General features: G+C 36.6%; 15 protein-coding genes and 1 tRNA gene. 6 read left to right on the top strand and 10 right to left on the bottom strand.

The window, feature by feature from the left end; translation table 11 throughout:
- Complete coding sequence (gene rpsI / locus KJ678_02575) at positions 1-414, top strand: 30S ribosomal protein S9 (protein MBU1017026.1); 414 nt, start codon at positions 1-3, stop codon at positions 412-414.
- 67 nt (positions 415-481) lie between these two features.
- On the opposite strand, the gene rmuC is transcribed toward rpsI, so the two are convergent.
- Positions 482-1,663, bottom strand: coding sequence for a DNA recombination protein RmuC (gene rmuC, locus KJ678_02580; GenBank protein ID MBU1017027.1), 1,182 nt, complete (start codon positions 1,661-1,663; stop codon positions 482-484).
- A gap of 111 nt (positions 1,664-1,774) precedes the next feature.
- On the opposite strand from rmuC, the gene KJ678_02585 reads away from it, so the two are divergent.
- Both KJ678_02585 and KJ678_02590 read left to right on the top strand, forming a co-directional pair.
- Entirely contained in the window at positions 1,775-2,011 is a 237-nt protein-coding gene (locus KJ678_02585) for an AbrB/MazE/SpoVT family DNA-binding domain-containing protein (GenBank protein MBU1017028.1), read from the top strand.
- Positions 1,998-2,441 carry a PIN domain-containing protein gene (locus KJ678_02590; protein MBU1017029.1) on the top strand — a complete coding sequence of 148 codons (444 nt, stop codon included), beginning with the start codon at positions 1,998-2,000 and terminating at the stop codon, positions 2,439-2,441. The genes KJ678_02585 and KJ678_02590 overlap by 14 nt, the downstream gene beginning before the upstream one ends.
- Before the next feature lie 86 nt (positions 2,442-2,527).
- On the opposite strand, the gene KJ678_02595 is transcribed toward KJ678_02590, so the two are convergent.
- The 7 genes from KJ678_02595 to KJ678_02625 all read right to left on the bottom strand — a co-directional run bounded on the left by KJ678_02595 (position 2,528) and on the right by KJ678_02625 (position 9,062).
- The gene (locus KJ678_02595; protein ID MBU1017030.1) at positions 2,528-3,595 is read right to left on the bottom strand and encodes a DNA adenine methylase; all 1,068 of its coding nucleotides are present in this window, start codon (positions 3,593-3,595) and stop codon (positions 2,528-2,530) included.
- A gap of 4 nt (positions 3,596-3,599) precedes the next feature.
- The gene (locus KJ678_02600; GenBank protein ID MBU1017031.1) at positions 3,600-4,499 is read right to left on the bottom strand and encodes a hypothetical protein; all 900 of its coding nucleotides are present in this window, start codon (positions 4,497-4,499) and stop codon (positions 3,600-3,602) included.
- Between the two features lie 2 nt (positions 4,500-4,501).
- Positions 4,502-5,284 carry a DNA adenine methylase gene (locus KJ678_02605; protein MBU1017032.1) on the bottom strand — a complete coding sequence of 261 codons (783 nt, stop codon included), beginning with the start codon at positions 5,282-5,284 and terminating at the stop codon, positions 4,502-4,504.
- Positions 5,285-5,529: 245 nt separating this feature from the next.
- On the bottom strand, positions 5,530-6,666 hold the full coding sequence (locus tag KJ678_02610; protein MBU1017033.1) for a M20/M25/M40 family metallo-hydrolase: 1,137 nt from the start codon (positions 6,664-6,666) through the stop codon (positions 5,530-5,532).
- Between the two features lie 4 nt (positions 6,667-6,670).
- Entirely contained in the window at positions 6,671-7,768 is a 1,098-nt protein-coding gene (locus KJ678_02615; GenBank protein ID MBU1017034.1) for a hypothetical protein, read from the bottom strand.
- Positions 7,761-8,831, bottom strand: coding sequence for a DNA adenine methylase (locus KJ678_02620; protein MBU1017035.1), 1,071 nt, complete (start codon positions 8,829-8,831; stop codon positions 7,761-7,763). The genes KJ678_02615 and KJ678_02620 overlap by 8 nt, the downstream gene beginning before the upstream one ends.
- Positions 8,832-8,990: 159 nt before the next feature.
- Positions 8,991-9,062, bottom strand: a tRNA-Pro gene (locus KJ678_02625).
- Between the two features lie 44 nt (positions 9,063-9,106).
- On the opposite strand from KJ678_02625, the gene KJ678_02630 reads away from it, so the two are divergent.
- Together KJ678_02630 and KJ678_02635 are read left to right on the top strand one after the other, a co-directional pair.
- Positions 9,107-11,029 carry a UvrD-helicase domain-containing protein gene (locus KJ678_02630; protein ID MBU1017036.1) on the top strand — a complete coding sequence of 641 codons (1,923 nt, stop codon included), beginning with the start codon at positions 9,107-9,109 and terminating at the stop codon, positions 11,027-11,029.
- 408 nt (positions 11,030-11,437) lie between these two features.
- Positions 11,438-11,881 carry a 3D domain-containing protein gene (locus tag KJ678_02635; GenBank protein MBU1017037.1) on the top strand — a complete coding sequence of 148 codons (444 nt, stop codon included), beginning with the start codon at positions 11,438-11,440 and terminating at the stop codon, positions 11,879-11,881.
- On the opposite strand, the gene KJ678_02640 is transcribed toward KJ678_02635, so the two are convergent.
- Positions 11,865-13,514, bottom strand: a complete 1,650-nt coding sequence (locus tag KJ678_02640; protein MBU1017038.1) for a ribonuclease J — start codon at positions 13,512-13,514, stop codon at positions 11,865-11,867. The two genes, KJ678_02635 and KJ678_02640, sit on opposite strands and share 17 nt — an antisense overlap.
- 2 nt (positions 13,515-13,516) lie before the next feature.
- Positions 13,517-14,140 carry a uracil-DNA glycosylase gene (locus KJ678_02645; GenBank protein ID MBU1017039.1) on the bottom strand — a complete coding sequence of 208 codons (624 nt, stop codon included), beginning with the start codon at positions 14,138-14,140 and terminating at the stop codon, positions 13,517-13,519.
- 99 nt (positions 14,141-14,239) lie between these two features.
- On the opposite strand from KJ678_02645, the gene mutS reads away from it, so the two are divergent.
- Positions 14,240-16,702 (top strand): DNA mismatch repair protein MutS, encoded by a 2,463-nt coding sequence (gene mutS / locus KJ678_02650; GenBank protein ID MBU1017040.1) that lies wholly within the window; start codon positions 14,240-14,242, stop codon positions 16,700-16,702.
- Positions 16,703-16,708: the final 6 nt, after the last annotated feature.

Raw genomic sequence — 16,708 nt, forward strand, 5'->3', positions numbered from 1 at the left:
ATGCCTAAAAAAATAGAAAAAAAATTTTATAGCGGAACAGGAAAAAGAAAAAGAGCGGTTGCGGCGGTGTGGCTTTACGACAAAAAAGGAGATATAACAATAAACGGAAAACCTGTGGAAGAATGTTTTAAAACAGAAAAGGAAAAGTTGGTTTGGGTAAAACCCTTTCATACTGTTGGAGTTGCCCACCCTACCGCTAAATTCAGCGCCACGGTAAAACTTTTTGGAGGCGGAAAAACCTCGCAAGTAGAGGCTTTGGCTTTGGGTATTTCTAAAGCTTTAATTTCCTACAATGAAGAATTTAGGGCAAAGCTTAGAAACGCAGGTCTCTTAACAAGGGATTCCCGTGCGGTTGAGAGCAAAAAGTATTACAAACGCAAGGCGCGCAAAAAACAACAGTATTCAAAGAGGTAAAATTTTAATTGTTTCATTGTTATATTGTTGTATTGTTAAAATTTTTATGAGAGTTTTTATATCTTTTCTAGGGTGTGGGGAGGTTTTTGTTGGGAGAGCTTTCAGGGAGGTTTTGGACTTTATTTAGTTTTCGTTCTATTGTCCTTGACTTTGAGCTGGCGGATTCTATGGTATGGGAGGCTTCTTCCAATTTTTTATGCGTTTTGTCCAAAAGGTCGGCAAAAATCCCAAACTCGGTTTTAATTGAACCTAAAAGTTCCCAAACAATACTTGTCCTTTTTTCAATTGCCAAAGTTCTAAACCCCATTTGCAAACTGTTCAACATTGCTGATATGGTGGTTGGTCCCGCAACAGACACGCGGTACACTCTTTGAATTTTGTCGGCGAGCCCTGCGATACTTAATACTTCGGCAAAAAGTCCTTCGGTTGGAAGATACAAAATACCATAATCCGTAGTATGCGGGGGGTCTATGTATTTTTCTTTAATGGTTTTGGCTTCTTCTTTTATTCTATTTTCTAAGGCTTTGGTTAGTTGTTCTATAAGGAAAATATCCGCTTTATCTTTTGCCACTTGGATTTTTTGGTAATCTTCCAGCGGAAATTTAGCGTCTATTGGGAGATATACGAAGGAATTTTCTTCACCTCTTCCCGGCATTTTTATGGCGAATTCCACTCTTTCGTTACTACCTTTTTTAGTGGCGACATTCTTTTCGTATTGGTCGGAGGTTAATATCTGGGACAACAAATTTTCTAATTGCACTTCGCCCCAAACTCCTCTGGTTTTTATATTGGACAAAACCTTTTTTAAATCGCCCACGCCTGATGCCAAAGTTTGCATTTCCCCAAGACCTTTATAGACTTGTTCCAGTTGGTTACTTACAAGTTTAAATTTTTCGCCAAGCCGTTTCTCCAGAGTTTCGTGCAGTTTCTCGTCCACGGTGGCGCGCATTTTTTCAAGCTTTTCGCTGTTGTCTTTTTGTATAGTCTCAAGTCTTTTTTCTATAATATCCCCCAAGCCTTTGAATAGGTTTGAGATTTCTTCCCTGATTCTCTTTTCATTGTCCGAAGATTCTGTTCTGTTTAGTTTTATTTCATCCCTAACGGTTTTTTCGGTTCTTTCCTGAAGTTTTTCTAAATTGGATAAACTTTGCTCAACGCTATACCCGTCCTTTTTTTTAGTTGTTAGATAAAACAGAAGCGCTAGATTAATAAGGCTTATGATTGTTAATAGGATTGTTTCTACCGGCATAGATTTATTATAGCAAGATAACTCTATTTTCAACAGAGGTTTTTCCTAATAAGGTAATACTTGAATGCAGGTATTGACAGTTGGTAACTTGTTACTTATAATAGGGGAGTTATGAAAGAGTACATTACTACAGTAACTCAAAAAGGGCAGGTTACCATTCCTAAAATTTTAAGGGACGCTGTTGGAATTGAAACATATAAAAAAGTTTCTGTTAAGTCCAAAGGTAAATATATTTTTATTTACCCTAATAAAGATATATTGGATATTGCGGGAAAAATTAAAACGCAAAATAAAAAACCCGCGTTATTGGCAAGGGAATATTTAGAGAAAGGATATGAAAGAAATTAATACATACTTTATTGACACCAATGTTTTTTTAAGAACCCTTATAAAGGAAGATAAGAACACTTTTAATGATTGTTTAGCCTTTTTTGAGAAAGTTAAAAACAACAAATGCAAAGCGGTGACGGCAAGTATTGTTATTGCGGAGGTTGTATGGACGCTTTTATCTTTTTACAAAGTTTCCAAATCCGAAGTGATTATGGCGGTTAATTCAATTAAAAATATGCGGGGGTTATCCATCATAGACGGTTATGATATAAAAACCGCTTTACAACTATTTGAGGATAACAATGTAAAATTTATTGATTGTATGATAGCGTCCACAAAAAGTGTTTCTAAAGACAAAATAACAATAGTTTCGTTTGACAAGGATTTTGATAAATTAGGAATTGCCAGAAAAGAACCGAAACAGATAGCTTCTGTTTTATCTCTATAATCAAAAACACACCATTCCAAAAACAACCCGTCTACATGGGCAATATTTTTAAGCAGATTTTCTGTCATAGTTAAAATTATTGGAATTTAATTGCAAACTACATAATGTAAATATTCGATTGTTTTGTTTGCTGTGTAGTCTCTATTTTCTGACTTATCGGCTTTAAACCTGTTATATTCTTTCGTAAAATTTCCATATTTGCCCCGCAGGCTCATTATTTCCTTAATATCGTCCAAAGTCATCAAACCCTCGTTGTTATAGCTCAAAAAAATGTATTTTGCTTTTACCTTTAAAATCAAATCTTCAAATGTTTTTTTAACTTGGGGTACCGAACAGTAAAGCGATTTTTGATTTTGGTAGCTACGCAATCCTGTTTTTCCGTGAATTTCGGGATTGTCATATCTTGCAATAGTTTCGAGCAGGTGATAATTTGTAGCATATTGTCTATGATTATAGGGAGGGTCCAAATACACAATGTCCCCGTTAACTTTTTCAGCCACAATATTTACATCCTCATTAAAAACCTTGTGTTTTCTGTCATTGATTATTAGTTCAGCTGGTTTCAAAACCAAAGTATTTTGAGCAGTCCTCTTTAGTTTTTTTAGGAAGGCCCCGTAAACAGAAGCTGTGTTTGCGTGTTTATCCACTGACTCCACCAAACTTGCAATCAAAAAATAGTATTCGTTTTCGGAAATCCGCTTTTCTTTTTTCCAGTTTTCAATTTTTTGGCGGATGTCATCACACAACATTCCGTTTTTATCAGAGAAATATTGCCGTTGCTCTTTTTCATCTTTTGTCCCTCCAAGGCAGTAATTTTTGTAAATAAATCCTTTCTTGCCTTTTAAGAGTGAAAGATAATCACAAACAAATCTTTTCCGATTCTTTATTTCAATATTTTTTAATTCGGGAATTTTCTTTCCGAGTTTTGAAAAAAACAACTCTTTGTGATTGCCGATGTAGTGTCTATTTAAAACATAACTGTAATATTGAATGTCATTTGCGATTATTTTATAACCCCTTTTCTTGAAATAACTTCCAACGATTCCTGTTCCCGCAAACAGGTCACAAAAAGTAGCACAGTTTTTATCTACTACTTTGTTTATTGAATCTTCCAAAAATTCTAACAATGATAATTTACTGCCGATATAATTCATAATTTTAATTATGCAATAAGATTACAAAGCAAGGTGCTTTGTAATTTTTCTCGCCTTGAATTTTATGCTTATAAGCAAAATTGATTTCAAGTGGATTATCTAAATCGGTTTTATTTATAATCTTTCTTATTTTCTCAATTGAAACATCCTCGTCAATATAAACAACTAGTAATCTTGGGTCGGCTCCAAATCTACCCTCGTCTTGATGTTTGTAAAGATATTCCGCAACAAGCTCCGGTTTGTTAATTGCTGTTTCGCGCCATTTATCTTTGAAATGTCTTTTGAACTCGTCGGTTGGACTTTTTGCAACCTTTTGATCAAAAGAAATTCCATTGATGAAAAAATCCACACCTCGCCTATGATTCAATGTCGGCAAAATATTGCTATTTTTTTCGAAAATCAATGTTTCTATAAAATCATTTCTAACAGTGTTGATTTCCTTTATTCGTCTATATTTTACAGCGGCGACTCTTACTTTTTCATCTTTAACAAATCCATTTTCTTTCTCAGAATTCACTCTTTGCACAAAGTCATCAAAAGCTCCTTGCGAAAAAGGCCACGCAATATAGCCCAATTTCAATGATCTCCATTCCTTAATAAGCACATCCATTGCGCTGTCGGCCTCTTTCCCGCTTTTATATTTTTCAGTCTCTTTAAAAATACTCCTGATTACTTTTTTGCTTGCCTCATAATTCCAGCTATCAACAACGGCTTTCCAAAGTTCCTTTGTATCTAAATCCAAAACCTTTTTACCAGCATTCTGTCCTCGACTAATAGTTCTAAATTTTAGAGAGGGTACCTGTTTTATATAATTTAAGCGCAATAAATATTCCGTTGCCTTTTCTTGGCTACCAATAATTTTGTGCGCCAAATCCTCTGATAATTTTGATTTAATGTATTCCATAATTATTTTTTGAAAATTAAAATATACTCGTGCTTAAAAATATAATAATCGCTGGATAATGCTCTATATCTCCATATTGCCTCTTTATTTTGTTTAGCTCTATTACCGCTCATATTTTTAATTATAATACTTTTTAGCGTAAGCCCCAACTTTTTAGCTTCATCTAAGCAATAAAATCCTAATGGGACCCATTTACTTTGTGTATATTTATCACCAATAACGATTGCCAAATACCTGTCGTCATCTAAAATTTCAATGGTGTTTTTCAAAACCAGTGAAAACTTTTCTAAGAACTCTTTAAGTGATTTGGCATTTGATAGATCATCTTTCAAGTTGCTAAATTTAATAATATCAGCATAGGGGGGGTGCAAAATTGCTAATTGCACCTTTGTCCTTTGCTTTTTATTTAATACTTGGGCTATGCCAAAAAAAGTATTTTTGTCAGCACTATCTCCAGAAATAAGTTCTGCAAAGTAACTTTTGTTATCTACCTTGTTTTTAATGTGATTTATAAGTTCCGGTTGGATATCAACACCAACAAAATTTCTGCCCAAACTTTCGGCCTCATACGCGGTCGTTCCACTTCCGACAAATGGATCAAAAACAACATCGTTTTTCTTTGTGTACCGTAAAATTAATTGACGAGGAATTTGCGGGACAAAATTGCCATGATAAAAGCCGTCGTGTTTTCCTGATTTATCTCGTTCCGGTATAATCCATAAACTATCCGTCCAAATTTCGGTATTTTTCCAATCCGCTAAATTTATATCATTGAAGTTTGGCATGATTTTTTTATTAAATCCTCAACAATTCCATTTAATTTCAAACTCGCCTTTTCCATGTGCGGGGAAATTTTAACGCCTTAATCTTTGTAAATTATACCATTTATTTGTGGGGGGAGTTGAAGTTTCATACATAGTGGGCTGACCCCAAAATATTAAAATGCATAAAGGAATATCCTCCTTTGCCCTTCGATTCTGGCTCGCCTTCGCCGCCGCAATTTTTCGTGCCAACAAAGTTGGCGCGCCGCCTAAATCTTACTGAATTCTATCAAACTTTTTCGGTATATTTCAAATATCTTTGGAATTGTATCTATGTTTATCCATTCGTTTGGTGCGTGAACATTATTACTATCCACGCCGAAAGCGTTAATGATCGGGATATTAAGTTTACTGATAACATTTCCTATGCTTCCTTGACCGCTCGCGACAAGCGAAATTTCTTGGTCTAAAACTTCGCTTGCAGTATTTTTCAAAATTTGTACGAAAGAATTTTTGGAATCGGTTAGATATGCCTGTTCATGCTGTAAAATTTCTAAATTATGCTGGACTTTTAACTCATCCAGCTTTGCTTTTATTATGTCCAAAACTTCGTCTTTTGTTTGCGACGGAAGTAAACGAATATCTATATTTGCTTCGCACTTATCCGGCACAATATTGATTGCCACCCCGCCGTTGATTTGAGAAATATTGAGCGATGAGCCAAATTCAAAAAACGGTTCCGTTTTTTGGTCAAGATTTAGAGAAGTTATTACATTGATAACTTTACCCATTGCATGAATTGCGTTTATTCCTTTATTCGTTCTGCTTCCTGTGTGTGCCGATTTGCCAAGAATAGTAATTTTGATTCGTAGCCAACCACGAGCACCGATTGAGATTTCATTTATTCCTTGATAGCCGAGAATACAAGTATCGGCTTTCGGTGCATGTTTAATAACTTCTTTAACTCCAGTAAAATTTCCTGTTTGTTCATCTGCGTCAAAGCCAAGAAAAAACGAGGCATTAAAATTTTTATCTTCGGACAGTTCTTTTACGAGATGACAAAATAAAGCGATTGCAATTTTTGAATCTGCCGTGCCTCGGCCATACATTTTGTTGTCGATGATTTTTGCCTCAAAAGGCGGATGTTCCCATTTTTCGACATCGCCAGCCGGAACAGTATCCAAACAACTTTCAAGCCAAATTGTTTTAGATGGGTTTTCTTTTTTAATATGACAGATAACAGACGGGTGCTCTTTTGGTCCAATAATTTCGGGCTTAAAACCAAAACTTTTCAGCTTGTCAAAAACCAAATTAGCAATGCCGCTTTCCGAATCAATAAAATTCTGCGACGGCATCGCAACCAATTTTTGCGTAAATTCAATAATTTGTTTAGTAATATTATCCATATTTTTAATCTTTAACGACAAAAATTACATCGGAAAGAGCGGTGTATCTTTTTCCGTCTATCCAGTCAAATTCTATTTTTAACTTCTCGGCTTCCTTGCCGTTGAATCTATCAAGATATCCGCTGATAGTATTTTTTAATATATCCAGATTTCTTTTCATTTTCCAGCTTTCCTCAAGATTATTCTTATCAATAAGCACCAAGAACAAGCGATTTGCCGCGTCAAAACGTCGTTCTCCCTGCTTCTCATAAAGCCACTTTATGAGTTTCTGCGGTTCTTTGATAACTCTTTGAATCATTGACCACCTCGTTTTCCTAAATTCCGCAATGAAGTTTTTCACTTCTGGTTTTTGACTCTCTTCAACTCGTGCCAGTAATTCCGCAAACAGGGCTTTGTTTTTCTGTTCTCGGTTATATTTAATGCCGAGCGTTTTTACAAAGCGTTTCAAAACCTGTAATTCGGTGGGTAAGCCGTCCGCTTTCCTACTTGCCGTCATAAACCCGTCGGGGAAATAGGTAACCTTCAAATCAAATGGAATATCGCCAATGAAAAAATCAACTTTTTTGATCAGCCCTACTGTTGGAGTAACTTTTTTATGATCCTTGAAAATGTCTTCAATCAAAATTGAAGTCCAGTGGTTGTACCAAGACGATTGGACATAACCGCGCATGCTGTCGTGTATTTCATTCTCGATCTTTTCATTGAGCATATCAAAGCTACGAATTTTCTTGATATAGTTGTCAACTATAGTTCTTTCGAGGTTGTTTTGATACAAGCCGCCCCAATCAAAAACTTTCATTTTGTAAAGCTCGGAAACAAGAGCGGTTTCATTCGCCTTTCTCCCCGATCTTTCGGCGAGGTGCTTTTGAGCTATAAATTTATCGAGTAGCTCCTCTGATGGTTTTGCTTCGTAAACATGCTCAAAAAGTGCTGTGCCTCTAACATTTGAACAGTCAATTTTCGCGAGCATGCGAAATTCAACCAAAAGATCTTTCCTTGAAATTGAGCGAAGTTTGAGCCAATAAATACTGCCCTCTTCTTTTAGAAGAACATCAAATTTATTATCCTGATAAAGTTGTTTGAAATGTTTAAATTTATTCATAGCAATAAAATAAATATTCTTTTGTTCCTTTTTTTGAGCCCTTACCACCATAATGATTTTGATATTCGTGCTCAAAAACTTTTACCTTTTTGTGCTGACTAATCAAATCAACAATAGTCTCTTTTCCGGGATAGCTTTCGCTGTTGTAAGAAATAAGCCAAAAAGGAATATGTGCGCTTACGGAAAAAAGTTTTTTGAAAGAATCGATAGTTTCTTCTTTGCGTACAAAACCGCTTTCTTTTTTAGGAAAATACTGTTTTGTTCCATTGATAAATTCCTTGTCTTTCCAATATTCCACAAAGGTTTCTAGAAAATGATAAAAGGCCTGATAATCTGGGTGGCAACCGTAATAAGGCGGGTCAAAATAAACCAAATCGATATTTTTCAGTTTTGGGATTAGTTGGATTGTATCTTCGCAGTAAACTTCGTTGTCTTTTTCGTTATCAAAAACTGCATTATTATATTCCGGAACCAATTCGAGAAATAAATCTTTAAGAGGGCGGGCTATAGTAGGATTCCTTTTCACTCGTAGCGGGTCTTTGCTGTAACGCAAAGCACTTAAATGAGCAAAGTGTCCGAGTAAAATTTTTCTGGTTAAAGACCTGCTCATTGTCGCGAGAGCAAGTGATTTTTTATACTCGTTATCAAGCAAATTGATATTTGATCTGAAATTATCAAGAAAACGAGCTTGATCTCGTTCAAAGAAAACATCAGTAAAAGTATCTTCGATAAGAGAGTCTGACTTTTTATTTTGTGAAAAGAGCAAGTCAATATCGTTGTCGTTAAGAGTAATGTCCTTATTTTCAATGAGTGCCTTGCCAATATGAAAATTGAATTTTAAGAAATCATTTACAATAACTTTTTTACCTTTGTTCTTAAAATAGTAACCAACAACCGAAGTGCCGCTGAATGCATCCAAAAAACTCTCTATTTCTTTTGGGGCATTTTCAAAAATCCATCTTACTAAACGCTCTTTACTGCCAAGATATTGTGTCTTCGGCAATTTGTGCGATTTAATCGTTTCCCCGAATAATGTTGTTTGTGCTTGTTGTGATAAAAGCATTACTGATAGTATACCATTTTTTAATTTTCCCCTAATTCTGAACGGTCCTCCTACGCTCGTTAAAACTTCTTGCCCTTCGATTCTGGCTCGCCTTCGCTCGCCATTCTCTCAGGACATAAGAATTTCTAACCCTTCGTTCCTCAGGGAGAAATTCTAATGTCGGGGACCGCGGAGTTGAACCGCGAATTTCTGCGTCCCGAACGCAGCGCCATGCCATTAGACCAGTCCCCGTGTGTTTAATTATATCACCTCTAAATAGGTGATATACTCACTCTATGGATAATATCCTAAACTCTCTTAACGAGGAACAAAAGAAGGCAGTGATGTATTTTAACGGCCCCGCCCTCATTGTGGCGGGACCGGGAAGCGGCAAAACTAGAGTTTTAACTCATAAAATAGCGTATCTTATAAATACTCTTAATATTCCGTCTTACAATATCTTGGGCATTACTTTTACCAATAAAGCGGCAAACGAAATTAAAGAAAGAACTTTTAACCTTGTAAATGGAGGCATTAAAATCCCGTGGCTGGGTACTTTTCATAGCGTTTGCTCGCGCATTTTGCGAAGAGACGGTCAATTTGTGGGTCTTTCCCCCAATTATGTTATATATGATTCTTCTGACCAAAAATCTTTAGTTTGGGGTTTAATAAAAAAGCTTAGCCCTCCTAAAAAAATAAGCCCCGACGCGGTGGCGGGGGCTATTTCAAGCGCAAAAAGCGAGCTGGTTTCTTTTTTGGATTACGAAAAACTCGCTTACGGTTTTTTTCAAGAACAAGTTGCCAAAATTTACCCCCAATATCAAAAAAAACTTGAAGAAAACAACGCCGTGGATTTTGACGATTTAATAGCAAAAACAGTAGAACTTTTTAGAAAATACCCCGATATATTAAACAAATACTCCGAGATTTTTAAATATATTTTAATTGACGAGTATCAAGATACTAATCATTCCCAGTATGTTTTTTCAAAGTTATTGGCAAAAAAGCATAACCAGCTTTATGTGGTGGGGGATATGAGCCAATCCATTTACTCTTTTAGGGGAGCGGATTTTAGAAACATTTTAAATTTTAAAAAAGATTATCCACACGCTAGAATTTTTAATCTTGCCCAAAACTATAGAAGCACTAAAGTAATTTTGGAGGCGGCTACAAATTTAATTAAAAACAATAACACCCATATCCCTTTAGAACTTTGGACTAGAAATTCTACCGGGGATTTAATTTCTTTATACGAAGCAAACGATGAAAAAGAAGAAATTTTGTATGTTGGTCTTAATATTTTAGAAAAGACCACAAAAAATCTTTTTTCTTTTAAAGATTTTGCTGTTTTGTACAGAACTAACGCTCAATCAAGAGTAGTGGAGGAACAATTTATAAAGCTAGGTATTCCTTACCGACTTGTTGGGGGAGTTCGCTTTTATGATAGGAAAGAAATTAAAGACGCCCTTTCCTTTTTAAGAGTCTTGCATAATCCAAAAGACACAGTTTCGTGGGAGAGGATAATAAATGTTCCCCCAAGAGGTATTGGAAAAAAGGCGTTAGAAGGGTTTAAAAAGGTTAATTGGGATTTGGATTTCATCCAAAATAAATCCAAGCTACCCATTTTTGAACTTATGACAGCAAAAGATACCCTTTCGGTGGTTGAACTTTTAGATACGGTTTTGCAAAAAACGGGTTACATAGAATATCTTAAAGACGGTTCCGAAGAAAACCTCGCGCGGTTGGAAAACTTGGAAGAATTAAAGTCGGTAGCTGGGCAGTTTTTAACTTTGGGAGATTTTTTGGAAAATGTTTCTTTGGTGGAATCTTTAGATGCTATTTCTAAAGACGCGGATGCCGTAACTTTAATGACCCTCCATAGCGCCAAAGGTTTGGAGTTTAGGGAGGTGTTTATTGTGGGTATGGAGGAAGGGCTTTTTCCTCATTCCCGAAGCCTTTTTAGCAAAGAAGAGTTGGAGGAGGAACGGAGACTTTGTTATGTGGGAGTAACAAGAGCAAAAGAGAAATTGCATTTAACTTATACTAGACGGAGGTTATACCTCGGTTCATCGGGCAGTAGCGTGGTATCCAGATTTGTATCAGAAATCCCGCAGGAATTACTGCTTTACAATACCAGAAGCGGGATGCAAACTATTCACACCCCCCATGGGTTAGAAAAATATCTAGACGATTTAGATGATGAACGATTATTTAACTAAGGTCTCTCCTTTTTTAAGGAGAGACCTTACGGAAGGAGACTCCTTGTACAAGGAGTCTCCTTAGATACTATGAGGGAAATAGCGCGACTTACAATTTTTATTTTGTCTTTACTTTTTGTGTATAAAGTAACTGTTGCGTGGGCGGGGCAATCGCATGTTTTAGGAGCGACCGCTTCCAATTATAATAATTTGCCTATTAGGCAATATTCTCACTCTGTAATATCTACGATAACTTCCTTTGAGGAAAAAGAGGAAGTGGTGGAAGAACCCATTCCCTACGAAACAATTTATGTAAAAGATGAAAGTATTGAGATTGGCGAAGAAACTGTAACAGAAAAGGGCGCGGAAGGAAATCTTGTTAAGACATACAAAGTTACCTATTGGTATGGCGAGGAAACTAAGAGGGAATTGTTAGACACCAAACGGGAGTTACCTAAAAACGAGGTTATAACTATTGGAACCAAAATTGTATGGAGAAAAATAAATTCTCTGGGAGAAAAGAATGTGGAGGATAACGAAATTTCGTACTGGCGGAAAATCTCTAATGTATGGGCAACTAGTTATGATAAAAGTTGTTACGGGTGCAATGAATACACGGCGTTAGGAGCAAAACTTGATTATGGGGTTTGCGCGGTGGACCCTCAAACTATCAAACTTTACACCACTATATATGTCCCGGGTTATGGTATTTGCCAAGCTTTAGATGTGGGGGGCGCTATAAAGGGGGCAAAAATAGATGTGGGGTTTTACGATTTACATGCGCAATCCGCTGAAGTAGGTTGGAGGGGTTCTCACTTTACCGCTATTTACCTTTTGGATAACGAGGATGCCAATCTTACACTTCTACGGTAATAGCAAGAACAATGGGGTTCCGTTCGGTTTCTTTGTATATAAATTTGGCAATATCCCTCTCAATATCCGCTTTTATTTTCGTAATGTCTTTTGGATTGTTATTAGCCCTTAGTTTTGCTTTAACTTTGTTTTCTATTTCACTTATTAATTGTTTTGCTTCTTTAACATATACAAATCCTCTTGAAGCTATGGCTATTCTGTCTCCAAACGAATTCTTGTCCCTTTTGTAAGGGATTGCTATAACCAACATGCCGCTATCGGCAAGTTCTTTCCTGTCTCTCAAAACTATGGAACCCACATCGCCTATTCCGCTTCCGTCCACATAAACATTGCCCACATGGACTTTTTCTCCGCGATACACTTTTTTATTGTCCAAAACTATACTTTCCCCATCCAAGAGTTCAAATATGTTTTCTTTTTTAAAGCCCATATCCACCATTAGATTTACATACGCTCGCATAAATTTAACCGACCCCCCAATAGGAACAAAGAAATTGGGATGCGCCAAAGCGGCTAGCATAGAAATATCTCCTCTAGAACCATGCCCAGATACATGAAGGTTGTCTTGTATTTCTGAATATAAAACCTCGGCTCCAAGAAGAGTGAGTTTGTCTATTACAAAATTAACTAGCTCCAAAACTCCGGGAGGGTTGGGGTCGGCGGAGAAAATAACAGTAGCGTCCTTTTTTATTTGGATATATTTATGTTTGTCCATTGCTATGCGATACAAAGCGGAATTCGTCTGACCATAAGAACCTGCCACTATGTGAGTTAATTTATTAGGCGCAAACCTTTGAGACTCGTGTTCTTTAACAAAAGCTTCTTTTGGGAAATTTAAGTACCCAAGCCGCACCGCTATTTCTAGGTTTTGTTCAATAGACCTTCCGCTTATAACAATTTTTCTGTCAAATTTAAGGCTTGAGTTTATAGCTTGTTGGATTCTTGAAATGTTGGAGGACATAGTGGTTATGAGAACTTGCCCTCTTGCTTTTGAGATAAGGTCATCAAAGGTATGTTCTATGTATCGTTCTGATTCGGTGTACCCTTTTGAAGTGGAACCTAACGAGTCGGACATTAATACATCCACGCCTTTATCCGCAATTTGGGTAAGTCCCGATACATCAAAAGGAGGGTCCATTACCGGTGTCCAGTCAAATTTAAAGTCCGACACATGCAAAACAACCCCGTCCGTTGTTTCAATGGCAAAAGCAACGCTATCGGGAACAGAGTGATTTACGGCTATAGGCGTGATTTTGAAGGGTCCTATATTTAGAGGAGTTTTTTTATCTATAGTTATTAGTTTTGCGTCTTTTATGCCATAGTCGTTAAGTTTGTTTTGAATAAAGCCGATAACAAGCTTTGTGGCGTAAACAGGAATGTTAAACTCGTTAAGTAAAAAGGGAACTGCCCCAAAATGGTCTTCGTGGCCATGCGTTACAAGAAGAGCCTTTACCTTATGTTTGTTTTTAAGGATATATGAAAAATCGGGTATAACCAAATCTACCCCATAATCAGATGAGTCGGGGAATCCTATTCCACAGTCCACAATAATTATGTCCTCGTTATACTCGTACACATAAATATTTTTTGTTACATTAGTTGTTCCCCCAAGAGGGATTATTTTTAAAGGCATTATTATATAAAACTCATTTGCTCCTCGTCCTTCTCTTCTTGTCCTTTTTTATCAAGAGATACTGCGGATAACTCTCCTTTCAAAACTTTTGGCAGTTTTTTAAAATCCTCGCTTAAGATGCGGGCGATATTTGAATTTCTTAAAGCCGCCGCAGGATGATACAACGGAAAGAAAACGCGCCCCTTGTAAGAAATCGGTTTTCCATGATACTCGCTTATTTTAGCTGATTTTACAAAATATTCCAAGGAGATTCTCCCTAAAGTTACTATAATCTTTGGTTTTATAACTTTTAATTGTTCTTCAAGAAAGGAGGAGCATTGCCTAACCTCGTCTTTCATAGGGTCTCGGTTTTCGGGGGGTCGATGTTTTATAATATTTCCTATCCACACGGATTCTCTGTTAACTTTTATGGAGTTAAGCATGGAATCTAGCAATTTACCGGCTCTTCCCACAAAAGGCAGACCTTGCTGGTCTTCGTTGTAACCGGGGGCTTCCCCCACAAACGCAATTTCGGCGTTGGGATTTCCGTGTCCGGGAACGGCTTTGGTGGCGTTTTTATACAAGCGGCATTTTTTGCAAGCTTCAACGGCTTTTTCTAGTTTGGACAAAAGTTCTTCATCAGTCATTTTAATTATTATACACCAAAATTATTTCTGTACTACCTGCAAACATATCCCTAATTAATCGCTGGCAAAGAGGGCGGTTTTCTGCTATACAATAAAGATATGAAAACCGAAATGGAAACGCCAATGATGAAACAATACCTTTCCATAAAAAAGGGGTACAAAGACGCTATTCTCTTTTTTAGGTTGGGCGATTTTTACGAAATGTTTATGGATGACGCCAAAACCGCTTCCAAAGTTTTGGGTATTGTTTTAACAAGTAGAACTAGAGGCAAAAACGGCAAAATTCCTATGTGCGGAGTGCCTTATCATTCTGCCGAAAGTTATATTGCCAAATTAACTCGCGCAGGATTAAAAGTTGCTATATGTGAACAAGTGTCCTCTCCCGATTTGCCCGGAATTGTGGAAAGAGAAGTGGTAAGAATAATTACTCCCGGCACCACTACTGATGAAAATGCCTTAAACAAAAACGAAAATAATTTTATAGCGGCGATATCCAAAACCGATAAAGGAAAAAAAGAAACATTTGCCCTCTCTTACTGCGATATCTCCACTGGCGATTTTTACAGCGGAGAAATTGATTTTAATATATCCGAAATTTTGGGAGTGATAGAACCTTCGGAAATAATTTTGCCTTCCTCTTTATATAACGACCCAGAATTTTTAAGCTTAATGAAAAATCTTTCAAACAGTATTTATCACTTCAACCGAGAATACAGCAACGGAAACAGTCCTTTTATAAAAAACATTAAAAGCGCCCTCGCGCAAGAAAGCGCTCTTATCCTTATGGGGTATTTGGAAGAAACTCAAAAAATGGCGATAAAACACATTACCAAAGCGCTGGAAATTAAAAATCCTAAATACGCAAGAATTGATGCAAACGCAATAACCAATTTGGAAATATTTAAAACTTTTAAAGAGGGGGACACTAAAGGTTCGCTTATTTTTGCGCTTGATAAAACCAAAACTTCTATGGGCGCGCGCACTTTACGAAGGTTTGTACTAAACCCTCTCAAAGCGAAAAAGGATATTGATGAAAGGCTTGATAGTGTGACCGTGTTAGTCAAAGATTCGGCGACCCAAGAAAAAATGGCGGGTGTTTTAACTCATATTTACGATATAGAAAGAATTTTTGCCAAAATATCTCTTGGCGCGGCAAACCCCAAAGATTTAATTTCTTTAAAATATTCCATAAAAGGCGCGCTTGCGATAAAAAATATCATTAGAAATTTTAATTCCGTTTTGTTAAAAGAAATAGACGGCAACATACAAGAAAAAATTTTAGAGGTGGTTTTGTTGACGGAAAAATTTTTGGTTAGCGAGCCACCTTTTTCGGCTAAAGAAGGGGGTCTTATTAATTTTGGAGTAAACAAAGAGCTGGACAATCTAAAAGATACAATAAAGGGCAGTACCGAGTTTTTGGCAAAAATGGAGTTTGACGAAAAATCAAAAACAGGAATTAATTCTCTAAAGGTTCGGTTTAACAAAGTTTATGGCTATTATATTGAAGTAAGCAAATCAAATTTGCATCTTGTTCCAAGCTACTATATAAGAAAACAAACTTTGGTTAACGCCGAAAGGTTTATAACCGAGGAACTTAAAAAACACGAGGAAATAGTTTTAAACGCCAAAGAATTAATAAATCAAAAAGAGTATGAGATATATCTAAAAATTATATCGGAGATATTAAAATATAATAAGGAAATTAAAAATTCCGCCACTGCTATTGGGATTTTGGATGTTTTAATAAGTTTTGCCAAATTGTCCCAGGAAAAAAAGTATATAAGACCAGCGATTTTGCCTGCGGATAAACCGCATTTAATTAGCATAAAAGAGGGTAGACATCCGGTTATAGAGACTTTGCTTTCTGAAGGAGAATTTATTCCAAATAGTGTTTTGTTAAGTAACAAGGAGCAAGTTCTAATAATAACAGGACCCAATATGAGCGGTAAAAGCACTTTTATTAGGCAAACGGCTCTTATTGTTTTAATGGCGCAAATGGGTTGTTTTGTTCCCGCGCGAGAAGCTGTAATATCTCCGGTGGATAGGATATTTACGCGGATTGGCGCCTCGGATATTTTAAGTTTAGGTCTTTCCACTTTTATGGTTGAGATGCTAGAAACCGCCAATGTTTTAAACAACGCCACGGATAGAAGTTTGGTTATTTTAGACGAGGTTGGTCGCGGCACCAGCACTTATGATGGAGTTAGCATTGCTTGGGCGATAGTTGAGTATCTTGCCAAAAAAGTTAAGGCGAAAACTTTGTTTGCCACGCATTACCACGAACTTCTAAAATTGTCCGAGCTATATGAGAATGTGGTTAATTTTCAAGTAGCGGTTGAGGAAGAGAAAAAAAATAACGGGGAAGAAAAAATAACTTTTCTTTATAAAGTTATTGCGGGGGGAGCGTCCAAAAGTTATGGAATACATGTGGCTAAACTCGCGGGTCTTCCGGACTCGGTTGTTAAAAGAGCGTATAGTGTTCTTAAACTTTTGGAACAGCGGAAAATAGAGAAACCTAAAGAAAGTTTAGCGAGTAATGACCAACTAACCATAGATTTGTAGTTAAGA

This window comes from Patescibacteria group bacterium, assembly GCA_018817085.1.
Taxonomy (GTDB): Bacteria; Patescibacteriota; WWE3; order CG2-30-40-12; family CG2-30-40-12; genus CG2-30-40-12.